This window comes from Campylobacter concisus, from assembly GCF_003048775.2.
Lineage (GTDB): Bacteria > Campylobacterota > Campylobacteria > Campylobacterales > Campylobacteraceae > Campylobacter_A > Campylobacter_A concisus_I.
Genome location: NZ_CP049272.1, coordinates 1,783,377 through 1,805,556 on the forward strand (window position 1 = coordinate 1,783,377; position 22,180 = coordinate 1,805,556).

At 39.4% G+C, this 22,180-nt stretch carries 15 protein-coding genes and 1 pseudogene; 4 read left to right on the plus strand and 12 right to left on the minus strand.

The window, feature by feature from the left end; translation table 11 throughout:
* The 6 genes and pseudogenes from CVT17_RS09020 to CVT17_RS09050 all read right to left on the minus strand — a co-directional run bounded on the left by CVT17_RS09020 (nucleotide 1) and on the right by CVT17_RS09050 (nucleotide 7,177).
* Nucleotides 1-1,437, minus strand: coding sequence for a subtype B tannase (locus CVT17_RS09020; RefSeq protein ID WP_107858863.1), 1,437 nt, complete (start codon nucleotides 1,435-1,437; stop codon nucleotides 1-3).
* A gap of 70 nt (nucleotides 1,438-1,507) precedes the next feature.
* Nucleotides 1,508-2,248, minus strand: a complete 741-nt coding sequence (locus tag CVT17_RS09025; protein ID WP_107858862.1) for an SDR family NAD(P)-dependent oxidoreductase — start codon at nucleotides 2,246-2,248, stop codon at nucleotides 1,508-1,510.
* Entirely contained in the window at nucleotides 2,245-2,886 is a 642-nt protein-coding gene (locus CVT17_RS09030) for an NAD(P)H-binding protein (RefSeq protein ID WP_107858861.1), read from the minus strand. Before CVT17_RS09030 ends, CVT17_RS09025 begins: the two co-directional genes overlap by 4 nt.
* A 29-nt stretch (nucleotides 2,887-2,915) precedes the next feature.
* Nucleotides 2,916-4,061 carry an iron-containing alcohol dehydrogenase gene (locus tag CVT17_RS09035; protein WP_107858860.1) on the minus strand — a complete coding sequence of 382 codons (1,146 nt, stop codon included), beginning with the start codon at nucleotides 4,059-4,061 and terminating at the stop codon, nucleotides 2,916-2,918.
* Nucleotides 4,062-4,135: 74 nt separating this feature from the next.
* Complete coding sequence (locus CVT17_RS09040; protein WP_107769992.1) at nucleotides 4,136-4,810, minus strand: anaerobic ribonucleoside-triphosphate reductase activating protein; 675 nt, start codon at nucleotides 4,808-4,810, stop codon at nucleotides 4,136-4,138.
* A gap of 84 nt (nucleotides 4,811-4,894) precedes the next feature.
* Nucleotides 4,895-7,177: pseudogene (locus CVT17_RS09050) on the minus strand (ribonucleoside triphosphate reductase).
* Between the two features lie 387 nt (nucleotides 7,178-7,564).
* Between CVT17_RS09050 and CVT17_RS09055 the strand changes: the two are divergent.
* Nucleotides 7,565-7,930, plus strand: a complete 366-nt coding sequence (locus CVT17_RS09055; protein ID WP_107858859.1) for a hypothetical protein — start codon at nucleotides 7,565-7,567, stop codon at nucleotides 7,928-7,930.
* 59 nt (nucleotides 7,931-7,989) lie between these two features.
* Here CVT17_RS09055 and CVT17_RS09060 read toward each other — a convergent pair whose 3' ends face one another.
* Together CVT17_RS09060 and purB are read right to left on the minus strand one after the other, a co-directional pair.
* Complete coding sequence (locus CVT17_RS09060) at nucleotides 7,990-10,365, minus strand: ribonucleoside-diphosphate reductase subunit alpha (protein WP_107769989.1); 2,376 nt, start codon at nucleotides 10,363-10,365, stop codon at nucleotides 7,990-7,992.
* Nucleotides 10,366-10,584: 219 nt separating this feature from the next.
* Nucleotides 10,585-11,916, minus strand: coding sequence for an adenylosuccinate lyase (gene purB / locus CVT17_RS09065; RefSeq protein ID WP_107769988.1), 1,332 nt, complete (start codon nucleotides 11,914-11,916; stop codon nucleotides 10,585-10,587).
* Between the two features lie 184 nt (nucleotides 11,917-12,100).
* Here purB and CVT17_RS09070 point away from each other — a divergent pair, with 184 nt between their 5' ends.
* Entirely contained in the window at nucleotides 12,101-13,009 is a 909-nt protein-coding gene (locus CVT17_RS09070; RefSeq protein ID WP_107858858.1) for a pseudouridine synthase family protein, read from the plus strand.
* Between the two features lie 277 nt (nucleotides 13,010-13,286).
* Here the strand turns inward: CVT17_RS09070 and rlmN are convergent, their stop codons facing one another.
* From rlmN to CVT17_RS09090, 4 genes are read right to left on the minus strand one after another with little or no spacing between them, the layout of a single operon-like run.
* On the minus strand, nucleotides 13,287-14,423 hold the full coding sequence (rlmN, locus tag CVT17_RS09075; protein WP_107858857.1) for a 23S rRNA (adenine(2503)-C(2))-methyltransferase RlmN: 1,137 nt from the start codon (nucleotides 14,421-14,423) through the stop codon (nucleotides 13,287-13,289).
* The gene (locus CVT17_RS09080) at nucleotides 14,420-15,100 is read right to left on the minus strand and encodes a purine-nucleoside phosphorylase (protein WP_107858856.1); all 681 of its coding nucleotides are present in this window, start codon (nucleotides 15,098-15,100) and stop codon (nucleotides 14,420-14,422) included. Before CVT17_RS09080 ends, rlmN begins: the two co-directional genes overlap by 4 nt.
* Complete coding sequence (gene hisF, locus CVT17_RS09085; RefSeq protein WP_107858855.1) at nucleotides 15,100-15,855, minus strand: imidazole glycerol phosphate synthase subunit HisF; 756 nt, start codon at nucleotides 15,853-15,855, stop codon at nucleotides 15,100-15,102. The genes CVT17_RS09080 and hisF overlap by 1 nt, the downstream gene beginning before the upstream one ends.
* Nucleotides 15,852-19,136, minus strand: a complete 3,285-nt coding sequence (locus tag CVT17_RS09090) for a DEAD/DEAH box helicase (RefSeq protein ID WP_107858854.1) — start codon at nucleotides 19,134-19,136, stop codon at nucleotides 15,852-15,854. Before CVT17_RS09090 ends, hisF begins: the two co-directional genes overlap by 4 nt.
* Before the next feature lie 106 nt (nucleotides 19,137-19,242).
* Between CVT17_RS09090 and rsmA the strand changes: the two genes are divergently transcribed.
* Together rsmA and CVT17_RS09100 are read left to right on the plus strand one after the other, a co-directional pair.
* Nucleotides 19,243-20,085 (plus strand): 16S rRNA (adenine(1518)-N(6)/adenine(1519)-N(6))-dimethyltransferase RsmA, encoded by an 843-nt coding sequence (gene rsmA / locus CVT17_RS09095; protein ID WP_107858876.1) that lies wholly within the window; start codon nucleotides 19,243-19,245, stop codon nucleotides 20,083-20,085.
* Nucleotides 20,051-22,180 (plus strand): ribonuclease J, encoded by a 2,130-nt coding sequence (locus tag CVT17_RS09100; protein WP_196373567.1) that lies wholly within the window; start codon nucleotides 20,051-20,053, stop codon nucleotides 22,178-22,180. Before rsmA ends, CVT17_RS09100 begins: the two co-directional genes overlap by 35 nt.

Genomic DNA, 22,180 nt, shown 5'->3' on the forward strand with positions numbered 1-22,180 from the left:
TTATTTCTCAACCACTCTTTTAATCCAAGCAAAAAGCTCGTCTAAATCGTAGTCGCCGCCATGTCCTTGTCCCCAGACCGCTTCAAAATCAACCTCTTTGCCAGCATTTTTAAGCGAAAGCGCGAGCATAGCAGGTACGGCAAGGGCTAAGTCGGTGTCGTTTGTGCCCTGTCTTATGCGGTAAAATTTCGCCGCTTCATTATTTTTAGCGTAGTTCATCGCATTCATCATCTTTATGACGCTAGCGTCTGCCATCTCGCCGCCGCTTCGCTCTTTTGCAAATTTAGTAAAGTGCTTTGCAGGCGTTTTGCTATCGCCAAAGAGGTCGTTTTCAGGATTTTCTAGCCCAAATCCGTCAAAGGCAACCACCGCTTTAGCGCGTTTTAGCGAAGCGATGAAGTCTTCTAGCTTAAATGTATATCCAAGCGAGCAGCCCTGCGTGTCAAGAGTTATAAATTTAGGTGTGAGCGTGTTTTTGTCGCTGCTTTTTGTAGCGGTAAATGCCTTTGAGATGAGGGCGCTTATATACTCTTTGAAGCTGCCCTCGCCGTTTTCATCAAGGCTTAGCGCGTGGCCTTTGGCGTCTTTTAAATTTAGCGAGTTTAGATAGGCTGGGAATTTGCTCTTTAGCTCGCGCGAGAGCTCTTGTTGTGTGGCGTTTAGCTCGCCCGTGATAGTCTTTGGCTTTTTGATCCTGTCGTTAAAAGTGTTCGCGTTAAGACTTGAAAGATCAAGCCTTTCAAATTTATCCAAATCCCCAAACATCCACTCATACGCCTCGTCCTCATGCTCTAAATTTATCACAGGGCAGTAGGCTGAAGCGGCATAAATTTGATCGTCTGCCTTTGTAGCGCCTAGCTCTTTAAGATATGGCTCATACTCTTTTGCCCCTGCGCTTGTGCCAAGAAGTGCCGACATCGCGCCGCCTGCGCTCGTGCCGTTTGAGATTATTTTATTTGCGTCGCCTGGCATAAATTTGTCGTTAAATTTAAGATATCTAACAGCCGCTTTTAGATCGACTATCGCAGCTGGGGCTTTGCCGATAAATTTCTCGCCATCTTTTAGCGTCCTGCCCCTAGCGCCAACGCTTGCCACGACGTAGCCTCTAAGAAGCGCTTCAAGGGTGGCATTTGGCTTTTCGTTTTGGATTTCTGGCTTTTGTGGCATTGCGCTCATGTAGCCACCGATAGCATTTGGCATAAAAATGGCCGTCTTTTGGTCGCCAAATTTATCCTCTGGCACGTAGAAATTTAAAATCTCATAGTCGCTAACTGGCTTTGATACATAGACTATGCCCTCATAAGCTCTAAATTTAAGCGTCCTCTCGCCAACTTGTACGCTTTTTAGCTCAAATTTCTTTTCATTAAATTTAAGCTCGCCACCAAAGCAAGCGCCTACTAAACAAACCCCTAAAATAGCAACTCTAACGCCTTTCATGATCTGCCTTTTTATTTTGTCCTACTTTTTGCTTTACTAGCCTTGGCGTAGGCTACCAGGGCTTTAGCGCCTAGTTATCTTTTGGCTCGTATTTGATCGCGTAGTCAAATTTTGGCTTGCTTAAACTAAACTCAAAGCTATCTCTATCGACCGAGCCAACGCAGTAATGGCTATCATAAAGGCGAAGCAAAAACTCCGCCATCTGCTCGCTCGTGTGGTACTTTTTAAACGCCTTGTCGTAATCGTAGCTCTCTTTGCTAGTTGCCACCATGCCAAATTCTGTCTTTGTGGCAGCTGGAGCTAGGACTTTTGCCTGCATTTTTGCCTGCTTGTCCTGTGCTAGCTCGTGGTAAAGTCCCTCGCTAAAGGCACTTACGAAAAATTTGCTAGCGCAGTATGTGACGGCATTTGGCACGATCTTGTAGCCACCTATCGAAGAGATGTTTATAAGCTGCGTATCTTTGTCTTTGTATTTTTTAGTAAAGAGCGTTGAGAGCGTGACAAGCGAGATGATGTTTAAATTTATCATCTGCGTGATTTTTTCTAAATTTTGCTCGCCGACCTTGTTGTAGTCGCCAAAGCCAGCGTTATTTATAAGCGCTTTTAACTCAAATTTTTCTAAATTACGCCAAAGAGCTAGGGTATTTTCTTGATTTGAAAGGTCGCAAAGCTCTATCACCACATCGACATTTGCAAATTTGGCTATCTCGCTTTTTAGCTCTTCTAAAAGCTCGCCACGCCTTGCAAATGCCTTTACCGCGGCCGCTCCTATGCCTGAGCTTGCTCCAGTGATGGCGATGTATCTTTTCACTTCGCGTACTCCATCGGGCTATAAATTTTGACACCCTCGCTGTGGTCATCTTGCGCTACTTGCACGATCACCTTAGCGATGTCAGACGCTCTCATCGGACGATACTCGTCAAAAAAGCCTTTTGGGATAAATTTAAACGCCTTTATCGCTAGATACTCGCCAAGTCTAAATTCCTTTCTCTCAGCCTCGATAAGTGGCAGCCTAACGACATGAAACGAGCTATATCCAAGCTCTTTTATCTTTGCTTCTGCCTGACCTTTTGCCTTTAGGTAAAACGAGCCTGACTTTCTGTTTGCCCCTGCGGCTGAGAGTAAAACAAAGCGTTTTGCGCCGCACTCTAAGCCAAATTTAGCGAAATTTATCGGATAGGTCACATCGACTTTGTAAAACTGCTCTTTGTGCTTTGCCACTTTCATCGTCGTGCCAAGCGCGCAAAATACATCATCAGCGATAAATGGCACCTCATCTTTAAAATCATCAAAATTTACTATCTTTACTTCAAGCTTTTCATGAGTAAAATTTAGTTCGTGCCTAGCAAGGGCGATAACCTTACTGTAATGCTCGCTCTGGCATAAATTTTTTAAAATCTCACTTCCCAAAGCGCCACTGGCTCCAGCTATAAGGGCGATCTTTTTCATATCTTTCCTTTGTAAAATTTAGATAAATTCTATCTCGCTAAGGCAAAAATTTCACTTATTGCCTCTTTTGTATAAATTTGCTCCAAGCCCCTACCCTTGGTATAGTCATAAACTAAAGCCATTATCTCGTCTAAATTTGTCTCATCAACGCCGATTTCAATGAGGCTTGTTGGCGTGCCGATCTTGCTAAACCACTCTTTTAGCCTCTCTATGCCTGCGTCTGCGTCATCCACGCTAAAAATTTCTTTGCCAAAGCGCTTAAATGCCTTTAAATTTCTACTCTTATACCACTTCATCCAAGCTGGCATAACGACACTTAGCCCAGCCCCATGCGCGCAATCAACCACCGCACCTATGGCGTGCTCGATCATGTGATTTGGATATGAGTAGCCGGCTGTGCCAACGTAAGTTAAGCCATTTAGCGCCATCGTCGCAGCCCAAGCAAACTCGCATCTAGCGCCATAGTTTTCTGGCTCTTTTAGTAAAATTTCAGTCGTTTTCATGACCGTTTTGATGTTTGCTTCGATGTATAAATTTATGATCTCAGGCTGAATGCTTGCCGTAAAATAGCCCTCGATGCTGTGAGCGATGATGTCTGAGGCTGAATAGACCAAGTACTCCTTGCTAACGCTTGCTTGAAGCAGCGGGTTTACCACTGAAACTTTTGGGTAAAGACAAGCGCCGTGCATGGCAAATTTCTCTTTTGTGGCTTCGTTTGTGACGACTGAGCCGCCGTTCATCTCTGAGCCAGTTGCTGCAAGCGTTATGATGTCAAAGATCATAAGTGCTTCGCTTGGGTCTTTGCCTGTAAAAAAGTCCCAAACATCGCCATTATATTTAGCTCCAGCGGCCACAGCCTTTGCCGTGTCAAGCACTGAGCCACCACCTATGGCTAGCACGCTATCGACACCTTGCTTTTTAGCTAAATTTATAGCCTCGTTCACCTTGCTTAGCACTGGATTTGATTTCACGCCACCTATCTTGCAAAACTCGATGCCATTTGCACTTAGGCTCTTTGCTGCGATATCAAAAAGGCCATTTTTTATGATCCTATCGCTACCATAGATGATAAGCGTCTTTTTAACGCCAAATTCTTTCATATATCTGCCGATATTTTGCTCTTTATCTTTGCCAAATTCTATTTTTGTAGGGTTTAAAAAGCTAAAATTTTGCATAGTTTCTCCTTATTAGTTTTAATGATTATAGTTTTGCAAAGCAAAAATTTTTGTTAAAAATAATGAGTAGAAATTTAAAAATTTCTTAGTTTAATAGGAAGTTTTGAGATAATCTTTTTCGGATCAAAGCTACTTTTAGCATCAACTAAATTTCCAAAATTTTCACCTGTGCTAAGGAATTTTTGCAAATAATAATTGCCTCTATATCCAAGGTTATAAAGAATTTCAGACATCAAAGAAATATCTGTTTCGTTTAGAAAGTCTGCATGCACAGTTGTTCTTACTTCAAAATCAAAATTTATCTCAAGCAGATATTTTAGCGTGCTAATAAATTTTTCATATAAATTTGAGCCAGTTACACCAACAAATTTCTCTTTTGGCGCTTTAAAATCAAGTGCGATATAGTCAATCAGCCCTTCACCTATCGCCTCTTTTAAAATCTCAATATGAGAGCCATTTGTATCAACCTTTAGGCAAAAATTTCTTGACTTAACCTCTTTTGCAAGTTTTAAAAACAAAGGATTTGCCGTGCATTCGCCGCCGCTAAAGACGATGCCATTTAGCTTGCCTATGCGGCGGTCCAAGAAGTTACAAACCTCATCCATTTCTATATTGCCATTTGAATTTACAACTTCTATATTGTAACAATACATGCATCGCATATTACAGCCTGCAAACCAAACTACCGCAGCCACTTTGTCTGGATAATCAAGCGTAGTAAATGGCGTTATACTAAAGACTTTATGCAAATTTATGGACCTTTTGAGATTTAAAAGGCACAGAAGATTGTGCCTTTTTTATTTGAGTTTTTATGTTTTTATTGGCTGCGGTGATTATCTTTTGCAGCAACTTGCGTATTCATCAAATTTAATACGCTCTTTATGCTCGCCTTTTTTACCAAGGTTAAAGCTCTCAACTGGGCGATGATAACCCATAACACGAGTATAGACTACGCATTTTGTGCGTTTGTCTTGAACTTTTTCCAAAATTTCTTTTTCTGTCATTTCCTCTCCTTATTTGGAATTGTTTTTCTCTTTTTCTATTAATTCTGCATCACAAAGCGGACAAAATTCATGCTCTCCAGCAATGTAACCATGTTTTGAACAAACGCTAAACACAGGCGTTATAGTGATATATGGAAGCTTATAATTTGAGATTATGCTCTTTACAAGCTCCTTGCAAGCTTTAGGTGAGCTGATCCTTTCTTTCATATAAAGGTGAAATACTGTACCACCAGTGTATGAAGTCTGAAGATCATCTTGCAAATCAAGTGCCTCGTAAGCATCATCTGTAAAATTTGCTGGAAGCTGGGTTGAGTTTGTATAGTAAATATTCTCTCCCCCGCCTGCTTGGATGATGTCTGGATAGCGCTTTTTATCCTCTTTGGCAAAGCGGTATGTTGTGCCCTCAGCTGGAGTCGCCTCAAGGTTATATAAATTTCCAGTTTCTTCTTGAAATGTCCTTATCTTATCGCGTAAAAATTCAACCATCTCAATAGCAAAATCACGTCCAAATTTTGTTGAGATATTCTCTTTATCATTTGTGAAATTTCTAAGAAGCTCGTTCATACCATTTATACCAATCGTGCTAAAGTGGTTATTAAAGTGCTTTAGATATCTAGCTGTATAAGGATAAAGCCCTCTGTCATACATCTCTTGGATAAATTTGCGCTTTTTTTCAAGTGTCGATTTAGCAAGCTCCAAAAGATAGCTAAGCCTGTTATAAAGTGCGACTTTATCACCTTTGAAGTTGTAGCCTAGGCGAGCTAAATTTATAGTGACAACACCGATCGAGCCTGTCATCTCAGCACTACCAAAAAGACCACCACCTCGTTTTAAAAGCTCTCTTAGATCAAGCTGCAAGCGGCAGCACATAGAGCGGACATGTCCTGGTTTATAAGCTTTTTCGTTTTCTATCTTATTGCCATTTTCATCGTAAGTGTATTGTGAGCCAATGAAATTTTGAAAGTAGCTTGAACCCATTTTGGCAGTATTTTCAAAGAGTACATCCGCTACTTCGCTATCCCAATCAAAATCCTCTGTGATATTTACCGTTGGTATCGGAAATGTAAAAGGCTGCGAGCACTTATCGCCAGCTGTTAAAACCTCATAAAATGCCTTATCTATGCGTGCCATTTCAGGCTCGAAGTCCTTGTAGGTCATATCGATCAAATTTTTTCTGCCACGCTCGTTTGCTTTTTTCAAAATTTTCTCATCTTTTACATTTGTAAAGAGGTGTATATCATCGCTCGTTGGGATCTGATCTCTTAGGTCGCTTGGGCAAGTGATGTCGATGGTTACGTTTGTAAATGGACTTTGTCCCCAGCGCGCAGGCACATTTAAGTTAAAAATAAAGCTAGTGATCGCCTTTTTGATCTCAGCGTCACTTAGATCGTCTTTGAAAACATAAGGCGCAAGGTAAGTGTCAAAGCTAGAAAACGCCTGAGCACCCGCCCACTCGCTTTGCAAAATTCCTAAGAAATTTGCCATCTGATAAAGCGCCTCTCTAAAGTGCTTTGGAGCCTTACTCTCAACTCTGCCACGAACGCCGTTAAAGCCCTCGTTTAACAAAGCTCGCAAGCTCCAGCCAGCACAATAACCTGTAAGGCAGTCAAGGTCGTGGATGTGGTAGTCACCATTTCTGTGAGCAAGTCCCTCTTCTTTGCTATAAACAGCGTCTAGCCAGTAGTTTGCGATGACTTTACCAGCGGTGTTGTTGATGAGTCCTGCGTTTGAGTAGCTTGTATTTGAGTTTGCAGAAATTCTCCAATCAGTGCCATTTATATACTCATTTATTGTTTGAGTTGAATTTATGTAAGTCGTATCGTCATTTAGGCCTAAAATTTGCTCACGCTGAAGCTTGTGGGTATGACGGTAGAGCATAAAGCTTTTTAAAACGTCGAAATACCCGCTATTAAATAGCTCTTTTTCGATCGCATCTTGGATGTCTTCGACTGTTATCGCGCTTGACTTTTGAAAGATATCTTGGACAACATTTGTAAAAACTTTCTCATCATAAGCTAAATTTTCGCTTGCAAATGCCTTTTTTATCGCATCTACTATCTTATATGCTACAAATTCTTGTCTTGTGCCATCTCTCTTCAAAATCTCACGCATTACTCGCTCTTTCTTCTAAATTTTTCAATATAAAGTTTAAAAGTATAGGACAAGAAAGCTTAAACAATAGATAACTATTTTATTTTGTTTAATAATATTTATCAAAAAATATAAAATTTTAAAAAGTTTTCTTAAAGGATAAATTTAAGTTATATAAGTATATTAAACTAAATTTTTATTATTTTACTTAAATAATTATTTTAGTTTTAATTTTTAAAATAGTATATTTAAATGTTTCTTTCATATAGATCTTTATTTAATTTATATTAATATTAGCCGGTTTTCAATAAAGGAGTTTAAATAAAAAAAATCACAACCCTCGCCCTAGGTCTACTTTTAGCTGGCTGTGCAGCATCAAACGGCGTAAAATCACCCGAAGATGGCATGATGAAAAGCTTTGCGAAGTGCGCCTTAAAATCAGATAGCACAGTCATTATGCTGGTGCCAAGTAGTGGCTTTCTTGCTGACGCGATAGCTAGCGCAACAACTAGCGTTTCAAACAATGAAGGAGGCTTTTATAACAATCTAACAGCTGAAATGCAAAAGGGCGTAAATGCCTTTGTGATCTACGGCGAAAGCGGCATTACAACGGAGTCACTTATGGCAAATGTATTTACAAGGCTAAAAGAGCATAATGTAAATGGCATGCGGTTTTGCATATCAGCAGGACTAGAAAAGAGCGAGAAGCTAAGCAAGCTAGCAGATGAGCTTGGTTATAAAACTAAGCTTTGTGACACTTCCTTAAATTTATAAATTATAAATTTAATAGACAATTTAAAAATTTAAGAGAGAAATTTCTCTCTTAAATTTAACTACTGACATCCCTCACATTCGATCGAGCGGTCAGCTACGTCGTTTAGTTTTTCGCTGTCAGGCGACTCTGAGCGTAGATAGTAGGTTGATTTTAATCCAAGCTCCCATGCAAGCGTGTAAATTTCACTTAGATATCCGCCGCTTGCTTTGTCTAGGCTCATAAATATATTTAAACTTTGGCCTTGGTCGATCCACTTTTGGCGAATCGCGCCTGCTTTTATCAAAATTCTCTGATCAAGCTCGTATGCTGGTGTGTAAAACTGCCAAGTATCAGGGCTGAGATTTGGCACGACATTTGGGATCATACCGCTTAGGTTGTGCTCAAACCACTTGCGCTTATAGACTGGCTCGATGGTCTGAGTGGTACCAACAAGGATCGAGATCGAGCTAGTTGGAGCGATCGCCATTAGGTAGCCGTTTCTCATGCCGTCGCGCTTGACCTTCTCTCTTAGCTTATCCCAGTCGCAGACATTTTCATCAAACAGCCCGCCTTTGACGTTTAAAAGCGCTTTTGCGTTCTCGTTTGCTGTGTCTATCGGCATGATGCCTTTGCTCCATTTTGAGCCCTCAAATTTTGGATAGACGCCCTTTTCTACGGCTAAATTTGAGCTAGCATAGATCGCGTTGAAGCTTATATTTTCCATTATGCTGTCAATGAGCGCCAAGTGCTCATAGCTACCCCATTTTACGTTTTTCTCAGCTAGCATTTGCGCCTCACCCATGACGCCAAGGCCGATCGAGCGAGATGATAGGTTGGTGTGTTTTACCTTTTTGTGCGGATAGAAATTTAGATCTATAACATTATCAAGCATCCTGATAGCTATCGGCACGACACGCTCAATATCCTCTTTGCTATTTATCTTGCTTAAATTTATACTTGCAAGGTTGCAAACTGCCGTTTTGCCCTCGATGCTCTCTTTTTCTACGATGAAAATTTGCTTGCCTTTTAGGCTATCAAGCGCGCTTAGCTTTTTGGCTTTTTTAGTTATGCCACTATCGACCGTGATGTCTTCTTCTTCGTCAAATAGCTCCTCGCCGCCGTCTTCATAAGTGATCTTGATCTTATAGTAGTTTGGCGCTGTGTTTTGGAAAATTTCGGTACATAAATTTGAGCTTCTGATGATGCCCTCGTGGTCGTTTGGATTTGTTTTGTTGGCATTGTCTTTAAAGCATAAAAATGGCATACCAGTTTCAAAATAGCTGGTTAAAATTTTCTTCCAAAGCTCTTTTGCAAGGATGGTATTTTTCTGGATATTTTCGTCGTTTTCATACTCTAAGTATCTCTTCTCAAACTCCTCACCATAAAGGTCGCAAAGGTCGCTTACTTGAGCTGGGTCAAAGAGGCTCCAGCGACCATTTTCTTTGACACGCTTCATAAATAGGTCGTTTATCCAAAGTGCAGGGAAAAGCTCATGTGCACGGCGCCTCTCTTCGCCTGAGTTTTTACGAAGATCGAGAAAATCGCTCACGTCCATGTGCCAAGGCTCGATATAAACAGCGATCGCGCCCTTTCTAGTACCTAGCTGATCGACCGCCACTGCGATGTCATTTGTCACTTTCAAAAATGGAATGATACCGCCAGCTGCGTTTTTGTGTCCGTCTATACTACCGCCCATCGCACGCACCTTGCTCCAGTCCCAGCCAATACCGCCGCCAAATTTTGAAAGTAGTGCCATCTCTTTGTAGCTATCAAAAATGCCCTCGATATTATCAGGTGTGCTGCCTACATAACAGCTACTTAGCTGGTGACGCGTCGTACGGGCATTTGAGAGCGTCGGAGTAGCGAGCATCACTTCAAATTTAGAGATGAGGTCGTAAAATTTCTTAGCCCAGCCTTGGCTATCTAGCTCGTTTTGTGCAAGAAACATAGCAATTGCCATAAACATATGCTGTGGTAGCTCGATTGGCATGCCATTTTTGTCTTTTATGAGATAGCGGTCATAAAGCGTTTTGATACCAAGGTATGCAAACTGAAGATCGCGCTCAGGCTTGATATAAGAGTTTAGATCCTCAAGATCGTACTTCTCTTTTAGTCCAGGGATGATACGGCCTACCTTTTCGCCTTTTACTAGGTAGTCTTTTAGGTGGTTGTAGCCGTTAAATCCAGATACTTTGTGATAAAGGTCGTATAAAAATAGCCTCGCAGCGACAAATGTCCAGTTTGGGCGGTCGATGTCGATCTTATCAACTGCTGTTTTTATAAGAGTCTGCTGAATTTCCTCAGTCGTGATCATGTCCCTAAACTGGATTTTCGCATCTACCTCAAGCTCGCTAAGGCTTACGTTGCTAAGACCTAGGACGGCTTCGTTTGTGTATTTTTTGATCTTACTGATATCAAGCTCTTCGGTTCTGCCATTACGTTTTATAACTTTCAAAAATATCTCTCCATGTTAAATTTTAATTTGGGATTTTATCCAAAAGGAGATAAAAACTCTCTTTGTTAAAAAAGTGATTTTAGATATAAAATTTGACTCAAAAAATAATATTGTATTTTTAAAAAATTAAAAAATTTGATCTTATTTTAAAATGATTGTAAAAATTTTTGAAGCGATGTCTTGAAGCAAGAAGCATAAATTTGCTTCTTGCATTTAAATTTACTTGCCAAAGACTCTGGCGAAAATTTTATCTACGTTTTTGGTGTAGTAGTTGTAGTCAAAGCACTCTTTGATCTCATCTTTGCTAAGGCTCTTAGTTAGGTCTTCATCGTTTAGCAAATTTTGTAAAAATAGGCTGTGACCTTGCTCATCGATCGCTTTTTTGCCCTCTTGCAAGTCTGCCCAGACCTTCATAGCGTTGCGCTGAACGATCTTGTAGGCGTCCTCTCTAGAGATTCCACGCTGTGGCAGTTGTAAAAGCACGCGCTGTGAAAAGACTAGGCCGCCTGTTAAATTTAAATTTTTCATCATATTTTCTGGATATACGACTAAATTTGCTATCAAATTTTTGATACGAACCAGCATAAAATCAGCCGTGATAAACATATCTGGTAGGATAAATCTCTCGACCGAGCTGTGGCTGATGTCGCGCTCGTGCCAAAGGGCTACGTTTTCAAGTGCTGGCGTAACGTATGAGCGTAGCACTCTGCAAAGGCCAGTGATGTTTTCGCTAAGGACTGGGTTGCGCTTGTGTGGCATCGCGCTTGAGCCCTTTTGTCCTGGGCTAAAATACTCCTCCGCCTCATAAACCTCGGTCCTTTGGTAATGCCTAATGGCAACTGCGATCTTCTCGCAAGTAGAGGCTAGAACTGCGATGGCGCTCACCACATGCGCGTAGCGGTCACGCTGGATCACTTGGTTAGATGCTGGGGCAGCTTTTAGGCCAAGCTCTTCGCATGTTAGCTCTTCAAATTCCATCGGAGCGTGGGCTAAATTTCCCATAGCACCTGAGAGTTTACCGTAGCTGATCGTATCTTTTGCGTCTTTGATGAGCTTTAGCGCCCTTGCAATCTCGTCGTACCAGATAGCAAGAACAAGGCCAAAAGTTATCGGCTCGCCGTGGATACCGTGGCTTCTGCCAACCATGAGCGTGTGCTTGTGCTCGTTCGCTCTGTCTTTGATCGCCTGCATAAACTCTTCAATGTCGCTGATGATGAGCTCTAGACTCTCTTTCATCTGAAGTGCGACGGCTGTGTCGATGCAGTCGCTTGAGGTCATGCCGTAGTGCACGAATCTGCTCTCCTCGCCAAGGCTCTCGCTGACGCTTGTTAAAAATGCGATGACGTCGTGCTTTGTCGTCTTTTCTATCTCGTCGATGCGAGCCACTTCAAATTTAGCATTTCTGCAAATTTTCTCGCAGTCGCCGTCGCTTATGAAGCCAAGCTTATTCCAAGCTTTAACTGCAGCTTTTTCTACCTTGAGCCAAGCGTCGTATTTTGCTTGTATACTCCACTTTTCAGCCATCTCTTTGCGTGAGTATCTTTCGACCATTGTTGAACCTTTTTGTATTAGTTTTCTTTATCATAAAAATAAATTTTAGCCTTGAAAGCTAAAAATCACATAGTATAATTTTATAAAATTTAAGTTTGGATTATATAAAATCCGTGCTGAAATGTCGGTTATACGCTTATAAATTTGTGCTTAATATAGCTCACTCGTTTTAAAAGGATCGCCTTTGCCCTACGTAAATAAATTTATTGCCACTGCAAACAAACAAAAAGCGTATGAAATTTTAATGAAAACTGGCTTTAGCATGAGAGAAGCACAGCGCTTCATAGATAAAGGTAGGCTGATATGTGACGGTAGTGTCGTGAGTGAGAAAAATGCCATTTTGTGTGGCGAGGTATTTTTGATCGACTATGAGGCCAAGCCAAAGGGACTAAAACCGATCTTTGAGTGTGAGAGCTTTGCTGTATTTGACAAGCCAAGTGGAGTGCTGAGTCACCCAAATGGCAGACACTGTGAGTACTCGCTAAATGATGAAATTTATACGCTTTTTGGACGAGATGCGAGCGTGGCACATAGGCTAGACTTTGAGACGAGCGGCGTGATAGTCGTGGGCAAAGATAGAAATTCTACGATTAAACTAAAGAAAATTTTTGAAAATAGAGAGGTTTTTAAAAGCTACGTCGCAATGGTACAAGGTAAGATCGAACGAGAATTTATGATCGATGCCAAAATGGATCTAGCAAACAACTACGACGATGTGAAAATGCGGATGCAAATTTGCAAAAACGGCAAGAGCGCTGTGACTAAAATTTTGCCGATCAGATATTTTGACGATATCGATACAACTTTACTTCGGGCTATTCCTCTCACTGGCAGGCAGCATCAAATTCGCTTACATTTGTTTCATGTGAAACACAAGATCCTTGGCGAACCACTTTATGGTTTGTCACGTCCACAGATCGAGAAAATTTTAGATAAAGAAATGTGTGAGCGTGAACGGATAAATTTAACTGGTGCAAAAAGGCTCTTGCTTCACTCGGACGAAATTTCATTTAAATTTGATGAAATTTTTTACAAGATAAAAAGCAAATTTGACGCTGAAAACGAGTTTTATAGATTTGCAAAAGAGAGCTAACTTTAGTCTAATTTTTTTAATAAATTTCTATTTCTCATAAACCTTTACCTACGTTTTGCCAAAGTTTATCGCTTTTAAATACCACAATAATAATTTTATAGTTTATGCAATTAACACTCCATTTTATTTCTTTATAAGAGTTAGGCTTTATCTTGATGTTAAGGCTTAGAATTTATGCCTATCTTTTTCATCTTTTAAAACTTTTAAAATAAGCCCTAATCCAAGTAAAACCACAATAGTAACAAAGACTATTTCGGCTATATCAAGTACACTCATTCTAACTCACACTGGCTTTACTATTATCTTCAAGCGACTGTGTTTTTAAATTTTTATCACTGGCAATAGCTTTAAATTTTGCATTTTCATTGCGTTGTTTTAACTGTCCACAAGCTGCACTTATATCAAGTCCTTTGCTCTGTCTGATCGTGCAAGTAACGCCGTGATCTCTTAGATATTCTTGAAATTTTAGCATGCTGGTAAGCTCAGGTCGTCCAAATTCACTGCCCTCATGTGGATTAAAATATATAAGATTTACCTTTGCTTTTATGCCATGAAGTAGTTTTACCAACTTTTTAGCATCACTCACGCTATCGTTTAAATCCTTTATAACAAGGTATTCAAACATTACACGCTTTCGCATATCGATAGGAAATCCCCTAACAGCATCCATAACAGCCTCGATGTTATATGCCTTATTTATCGGCATTAGGCGGCTTCTAAGCTCATTAGTAACAGCATGAAGCGATATGGCCAATAACACGCCAAGATCCATCTCACCAAGCTTTTTTATCTGACTGCCAAGTCCGCTAGTTGAAACGGTTTGACGACGTGGTGATATGGCTAGACCCTCATTAAGAGCTAAAATTTTGATAGCTTTACTAACGTTAGTAAGATTATCAAGTGGCTCACCCATACCCATATAAACGACATTTATACGTCTTTCATAAGGTATTTTATTTTCTCTTTTTATCCATAAAATTTGTCCCACAATCTCGCCTGCAGTCAAATTTCTAACAAGCCCACCCTTTGCTGTTAGACAAAAAGCACAGCCCATTTTACAGCCAACCTGCGAACTAACACAAACCGTATAACGAGCATGGCGACTGACCTTTCCATTCTCATCACCAATCTCCTCTTTCATCGGGAGCAAGACACTCTCTATCTTTAGCCCATCTTTTAGCTCAAAAAGATACTTGATCGAACCATCACTACTTTGCTCAAATTTTACACATTTTAAAGGTTCGATATAAAATTTTTCAGCTAGACCTTGGCGCATATCTTTAGGTAAATTTAGCATTTGGCTAAAATCGGTTGCATTTTTCTTATATATCCACTCGTAGATTTGTATTGCTCTGAATGGTGGAGAAACTAACTCTTTTAGCTCATCAATACTAAGATCAAGCAAATTTATCACATATTTTCCTTTATATATTTTGTTAGAATTTTCTTGGCCTCTGCGTGATTTTTTATAAAATCAGCATGTGCATTTTTATCACAAAAATTTGTCGCTACAAAAATTCCATAAGCTGGAATTTTAAAAATTTGAGCTACTCTTAGAACAGAAAAAAACTCCATATTTTCTAAAAAATAGCCTTTTTCAAATATCTTATGAGCCAAATTTTTGTCTATAGTTATGAAATTTGATGAATTTGTTTTGATAGTTCCACGTGAAACGATAGAAGAAATTTCACACTCAATCGGTGAATAAGATCTATTTTCTACGCTAGAAATTTCAATATTTGCCCCAACCGAGCTTTCATAAATTTGTAAAATTTCACCATCTTTATAAAGACCAGCTGAGCCAACGAAAACTATTTTTTCTGGCATCTGATATAAATTTCGTTCAGGATTTTTTGACAAATTTTGGCTTATATTTTTTAGCTCTGGATTTGATGAGTTTGCAAATTTAGCCTCGATCTTTGCAAGATATTGCGAATCGATATTTTTTAAATTTATACCCTTTTCATCCGCTCCAATACATGCTCGTTTCTGCAAAAATTTTGTCAAATTTATCGCCATATCAACTAGGCCCACACCCATTGGCAAAGCAAAGTCAAAAATTTCGTTTTTTCCAGCAGAGATAACTAACATCAGAGCCTAACCTCAACGCCATTTGCCTTGAGATACTCTTTTAGTTTTTTTATCTCGATTTCGCCAAAGTGAAATATCGAAGCAGCCAAACACGCATCAGCCCCGGCTTCAAAAGCCTCTTTAAAGTGCTCCATCTTACCAGCGCCACCACTTGCGATAGTTGGTATAGAAAGCGTGCTAAATACCTTTGTTAGCTCAAGATTAAAGCCTTGTTTGACACCGTCATTATCCATGGACGTTAGTAATATCTCACCTGCTCCACGCGACTCGACCTCTTTCGCCCAAGAAAAGGCGTCTTTTTTAGTATCGATCCTGCCACCATTTATAAAAACACTATAGCCATTTTCGATCTTCTTGGCATCGATCGCTACTACAACACATTGCGAGCCAAATTTCTTAGCCGCCTCATCAATCAAATTTGGATCTTGTATGGCTGATGAATTTAAGCTTACTTTATCGCAGCCAGCATTTAAAAGGCGAGAGATATCATCAATCGTGCGTATGCCTCCGCCAACTGTTAGTGGGATAAAGAGCTTACTTGCAACCCTTTTTACGACATCAACTATCGTATCACGCCCAAGATGAGAGGCAGTGATATCTAAAAAGCAAAGCTCATCAGCGCCCTCGTCATTGTATCTTTTAGCTATCTCGACAGGATCTCCAGCATCAACAAGCCCTACGAAATTTACGCCTTTTACGACTCTGCCATCTTTTACATCAAGGCATGGGATTATGCGTTTTGCAAAATGATTCAAATCTGTCCTTTATCTATTTTTCTAGCCGCTACCTCAAAATATGGCAAATTAGACCAATTTTCTCGGTTACCAATTATATAAACAACCTCTTTTGCTCTTGTTAGTGCTACATTTAGTAAATTTGGCGTACTAGCAGCCCATGCTCTAGCGCCTTTTGTGGCACCACCAAGAACAAATATAACAACATCAGCTTCTTTGCCTTGCATGGTGTGAATGGTACCAGCCCCTTTTAAATTTTTACAAACATCTTTAAAAGGTGTTATTATTTTAACACTATCTTTTAGCTTGGCTAGTTTACCATCTAAAAGCTCTTTAACGATCATGCCTTCGGCTTTATTATAATTACCTATCCATTCATCACTACTAACGTCAATCCACTCTGTTTTGATATTAGGATCACTAAGTTTACTTTCACTATCTCTGCCAAGTATCATCATATCATCATATGTTGTTTCGTTTGAAATTTTAAACATAGGATTGGCACACCTTCTATGAACGATAAGTGGCGAACCAACCCAAATGGACTTACCCTCTCCTTTTATATATGTACCAATATCTTGTACTTTATCGGCTCGAAGTTGAACTGATGATTTTAGTAGATTAAACTCATCCTTTGCATCACAGTAGCGTAAAATAGCGTTATTTAAAGCTGGTGGCAATGTTACAACGGGCTCAAGTTGAAGTGGATCACCAACTACAACAGCCATGTTTGAACGAAGCAGTGCACCTAATGCGTTAGTTAAATTTGCCTGCCCTGCCTCATCTATTAAGAGCAAACCTATATCGCCATTTAGTAGCTCTTTAAAGGTATTATTAAAAGATGCAAAAGTAGAACTAACAACTGGCGTTAGTAAAAATAATCCTTTTATTATTTCACGTCTGTCTTTAGCTTCAAGTCTGTTTTTCTCAGCCATTTTTTCATCATTAAATATAATACTAAGAGCTCGTAAATTTGTTCTAACAGCTTCTTTACAAGCAAAGATAGTGGCTTTATGTAGATTAAGCGCTTCTTTAAAAAGCTTGATTCTCGCGTTAAAAAGCTTTGTCTTATGAAATTTCTCATCAAGATCACGCTCCATCATAAATGGCATACTCTTTTGTATTTCTTCATTACTCTGATTAAAACTACCATTTAAAAAGCTATCAAGCTCTTCGCTTCTACCAATTAATTTTTGACGTCTAATAAAGTCATCATTAAGCTTGTTTAGATGGTCTATCTTGGTATTAAGTTCTAAAATTTTCTCTTCAAGCTGAGTTATTTGAGCTTTTAGTTCGTTTAATTTCGCTTCATTCTTCTCTTTATTTTCACTATTTTGCTTGCTTGCTTTCAAATTTTGCTCAGCTATTTGGCGATTTATCTCACTAACTTTTTGCGCTTCATTGTTATATTTTTCAAAAGCTTGCGTCTTTAAAATTTGCTGGAAAATAAAAAATGATGGCTTTATAGGCGCACTCAGATACTCTTGCAAAATTTCATTTTGGCCAATAAGCTTTGTTAGCTCGTTAGCTTCAGCCACCTTTTGTTCTAGTTCATTTTTGCTCAAATCCAGCTCATCTATTAGTGGCTTTAAAAGCTCTTCTATTTGCTTTGCTGAATTATAGTTTTCAAGTCTTTTATCGATATTTATAAGCTCGCTATTTATACTTTTTAGCTCCTCTTCTTTGATCCTGATCTCGCTAAAAAGTAGATTTACTTCGTGTAGGGCTTGATTAAATTTCTCCTTTGCCTCGTCGTAATCATCAACTCCTTCGCCGGTAGCCAAGTATTTGCCAAGCCCCATTAAAAAGCCATCTTGTTCTATAAATTCTTTAAATTCTTTTGAAATGTCTTCAAACTGACTATGTGTTTTTTCGATCTTTACGCCATTAATCGCGTTAAAAACAAAATTTGACTTATTTTGCTTTGAGCCAAGAGGTATGCAAAAAAGCCCCCATGCAGGTTTTGAGATAAAAGATTTTTCTCCAAAATTTGTCTTTTTATCAGCCGAGAGAAGCCTTGTAGCTATAAATTTAAAATAATCAATCTCGCCTGCATAACTACCAATACTTTTTAACTGGCTAAGCTCTTTACTTAAAATTTCAACCGCACCGTTATTGCAAGAGCTAACAACCATCTCATAGCCCTGAAGTTCTTTATTTAGAGTGAAATAAAGCACCTTATCGCTACTATCTCGAACTGGTGCAAAGATATCATGTCTACTCATTTGTGCGAGCTTCATCGCTCTAAGTGTAACAACTTCAGCCATTACGTCTTTTAAAAGCGTTGTTTTACCAGTGTCTGGAGCACCATTTACGCTATAAATTCCACCACTTTTTTCTTTAAATTTTTTAATGATGTTATTAACGGCAATTTGCTGTGAAAAATTTAAAGCAAAGTCGCTAGCAAAGGCTGATCTTGGATACTCCTCTGCTTTAAAAAAATCTCTAACAAGCCTTTTATTTTGCTCATCTCTTACATCAAGTCTTTCAAATTTATTCTCACTGCCCTCGTCTAACAACTGATCCGTTAGCTTGTGCGTCCTGCCTGACTCATAAAATTTGATGAGTAAATTTATATCATCTATAAAAAAGCTATTTAAAAGGCTCTCGCTCTCTTTGAAATTTGGATCAGCTATCCTTATCTCAAGTCTAATCACATCCTTACAAAATGGCGTCTTTAGAGAGCTTTTTAGCTCCTCATGGACTGCTTTTACATACTCGCTAAGCCTCATTTTTTCTTTATATATAGAGAGTTTGTCTTTTATACGCTCACACTCTTTGCTAAAGTCACTTTGGCTTATCTCTTTTAGATGATTTAGGCGAGCCATTGCCCAAGGAGCTGTTGAGATGAAAAGATCATCAGACGAGTTTGGTGTAAAAAACGGAGTTAAATCATCATCTAAATTTATATCTTTTAAAGCAAAATTTTGATCATCTTTACAAAATACCAAATCACCAGTAAGCTTAAATTTATAGCAAAATGCCTTATCAAAGCTCGTTTGCTCAGATCGCAGCTCATCCAAAATTTGCTCTTTTTCAAATTTCACATTTGCTAACTTTGATATCGCAAGGGCAAGCAAGTCCGTCTCAAAAATGCCGCCATAAATTGAAATTTCTACACCATTTTTTAAAAGCGGCCTATCAAACGCTCTTAAAATTTGGACAAATTTCTCATCAAAATTTGCGATCTCAAGGTCCATTGATTTTTTAAATTTGGTATTTGTCTTTTTCGGCTCGTCTAAGGTTTTTGGCTCTAAATATTGTGATAATAAAAAGTATTTTAAGGTATTTGCTTTGCTCAAATTTATGCCCTATTTCGTTATTGTTTAGTGATTATAATCCATTTTATATATGATTAAACTAAACTTGTAATCATTGTATAAGTAATTTTTGGCTAATATCGCGGCTATGATAAAGGCAAAAAAGCACTTTGGACAGAATTTTTTACAGGACAAAGCGACACTAGATAAGATCATCCAAGCGATACCCAATGACGTAGCAAACGTCGTTGAGATTGGGCCTGGCTTAGGTGATTTGACATTTAGACTTTTGCAAATTTACAAGACGACCTGTTTTGAGATAGATTGTGAGCTGTTTCAAATTTTAAAGGCCAAATTTGCAAATGAGATCCAAAATGGACAATTAAAACTTTTTTGTAAAGATGCTTTAGAGCAGTGGCAGCAAGAGGGCGGACTAAGTAGCGAAAACTACTTTTTAGTCGCAAATTTACCCTATTACGTTGCTACAAAAATGATACTAAATGCGATAGATGACGAAAAATGCCTTGGGCTTATCGTGATGATACAAAAAGAGGTTGCTCTTAAATTTAGTGCAAAGAGCAAGGATAAAGAATTTAGTTCTTTATCGATCCTCACCTCACTTCAAGGCAGGTGTGAGCTTTTGTTTGACGTGGATGCAAAACTTTTTAATCCTCCTCCAAAGGTCACATCTTCAGTCATCAAACTACAAAAAACAAAAAAGATTTTTAGCAAAGATGGGATTTTCGAAGATGCGAAACAATACGAGGCTTTTAAAGTATTTTTAAGAGCTGCATTTGCTTCGCCAAGAAAGACGCTTTTGAAAAATTTATCCACAAATTTTGACAAAAAGGCGTTAGAAGAAATTTTTGAAGACCTAGACTTAGCTCAAAATTTACGTCCACACGAGCTAGATGTCGATTCTTATCTAAAAGTATTTGAAAGATTAAAGGAAGATAATGAACGACAAAAACGAAGAGAAAGTTGTAACTAACCAAAGCAAAAACAACAAAAGACGAAGATTTAGACCAAAAAACAAGCCAAAACAAGAGGGCGAAACTACCGAGCAAGCTTCACTAGCAAGTAAAAGCGTGATAGATAACTTCTTTGCAGCAGAGCAGGCTGAAGCTGAAACGCACGCCGAGCCAAAGAGCCAAAATCCTCGCACAAAAAAGCCAAGAAATAACAAAAATCAAAACAAAAATGGCGAAAACAATAAGCCAAAAGAGCAAAAACAAGAATCACAAGAAACAAAAACCAAAACACAAGAACAAAAAGAAAAGCCTAAAAAAGCCAAAAAGCCAAAGAAAAATTTACCAGCCAAGCTAAACGGCAATGAACAATGGCAGCAAGATATCGCAAGTGCAATGGTGGCAAACAAGGCCGTTCACGAGCTTCGTCTAGAGCCGATGAAGTATCTAAACTCAAGTGAGCATAAAATTCGTATAACGCCACTTGGCGGGCTGGGTGAGATCGGCGGAAATATGACTATCTTTGAAACCGAAACTAGCGCCATCATCGTTGATATCGGAATGAGCTTTCCAAGCGAGAGCATGCACGGCGTGGATATACTAATCCCTGACTTTGACTACGTTCGCAAAATAAAAGACAAGATAAAAGGTGTCATCATCACTCACGCGCACGAAGATCATATCGGTGCAGTACCATATTTTTACAAAGAGTTTAAATTTCCGATTTACGCCACGCCGTTACCACTTGGTATGATAAATAACAAATTTGAAGAGCACGGCTTAAAGCAGGAGCGCTCACTTTTCCGCTCGGTCGAAAAGCGCAAGCCGTATCTGATAGGAGATTTTGAGGTCGAGTGGATACATATCACCCACTCTATCATCGACGCAAGCGCGCTAGCCATCACGACAAAGGCGGGCACTATCATTCACACGGGCGACTTTAAGATCGACCATACGCCGATCGACGGCTATCCAACTGACCTTGGTAGACTTGCATACTACGGCGAAAGAGGCGTATTATGTCTAATGAGCGATAGCACGAACAGCTACCGTGAAGGATTTACCAAAAGCGAAAGCAGTGTTGGCAAGACCTTTGATGCGATATTCTCAAAGGCCAAAGGACGCGTGATAATGAGTACGTTTAGCTCAAACATCCACCGCGTTTATCAAGCGATCGAGTGGGGGCTCAAATACAACCGCAAAGTCTGTGTCATCGGCAGATCAATGGAGCGAAATTTATACACTGCGATGGAGCTTGGCTATATCAAGCTTGATAAGAAAATTTTTATCGATGCAAACGAGGTTGGCAAATTTAAAGATAATGAGGTGCTGATCGTTACCACAGGCTCTCAGGGTGAGACTATGAGTGCACTCTACAGAATGGCTACTGATGAACACAAATACATCAAAATAAAGCCAACCGATCAGATAATAATCAGCTCAAAGGCGATCCCTGGCAATGAAAGCAGTATCTCAACTGTATTAAATTTCCTAATAAAATCAGGTGCAAGCGTCGCTTATCAAGACTTTAGCGAGATCCACGTCAGCGGTCACGCAGCACAAGAAGAGCAAAAGCTGATGCTCCGTCTCATAAAACCAAAATTTTTCTTACCGGTGCATGGCGAGTACAATCATATCGCAAAGCACAAAGAGACAGCTATAAGCTGCGGCGTAGACGAGAGAAACATCTATCTAATGAGCGATGGCGATCAAATGGAGATCTGTCAAAAATACTTAAAACGTGTAAAAACGGTAAAAACCGGCAAAGTCTTCATAGACAATCAAATAAATAAACAAATATCAGACGATGTCGTCATCGACAGACAAAATCTTGCCGAAGCAGGTGTCGTCATGATAATCGCTCAAATTTCACGTCATGGTGCAAAACTTATAAACAAGCCTCGTGTCATTAGCTACGGCCTTGTGGGTAATAAACAAGATGCGGAGTTTAGCAAAGAGATGCAAGAAATTTTGACGCAGTTTTTAAGCAATGTCAAAGAGGAGCTTTTAAAAGATGGTAGACTGCTCGAGTCACAAGTGCGTCAAGTGATTAGAAAGCATATCTTTAGAAAGGTCAAAAAGTACCCAACTATCGTGCCGATTATCTATCTAATGTAA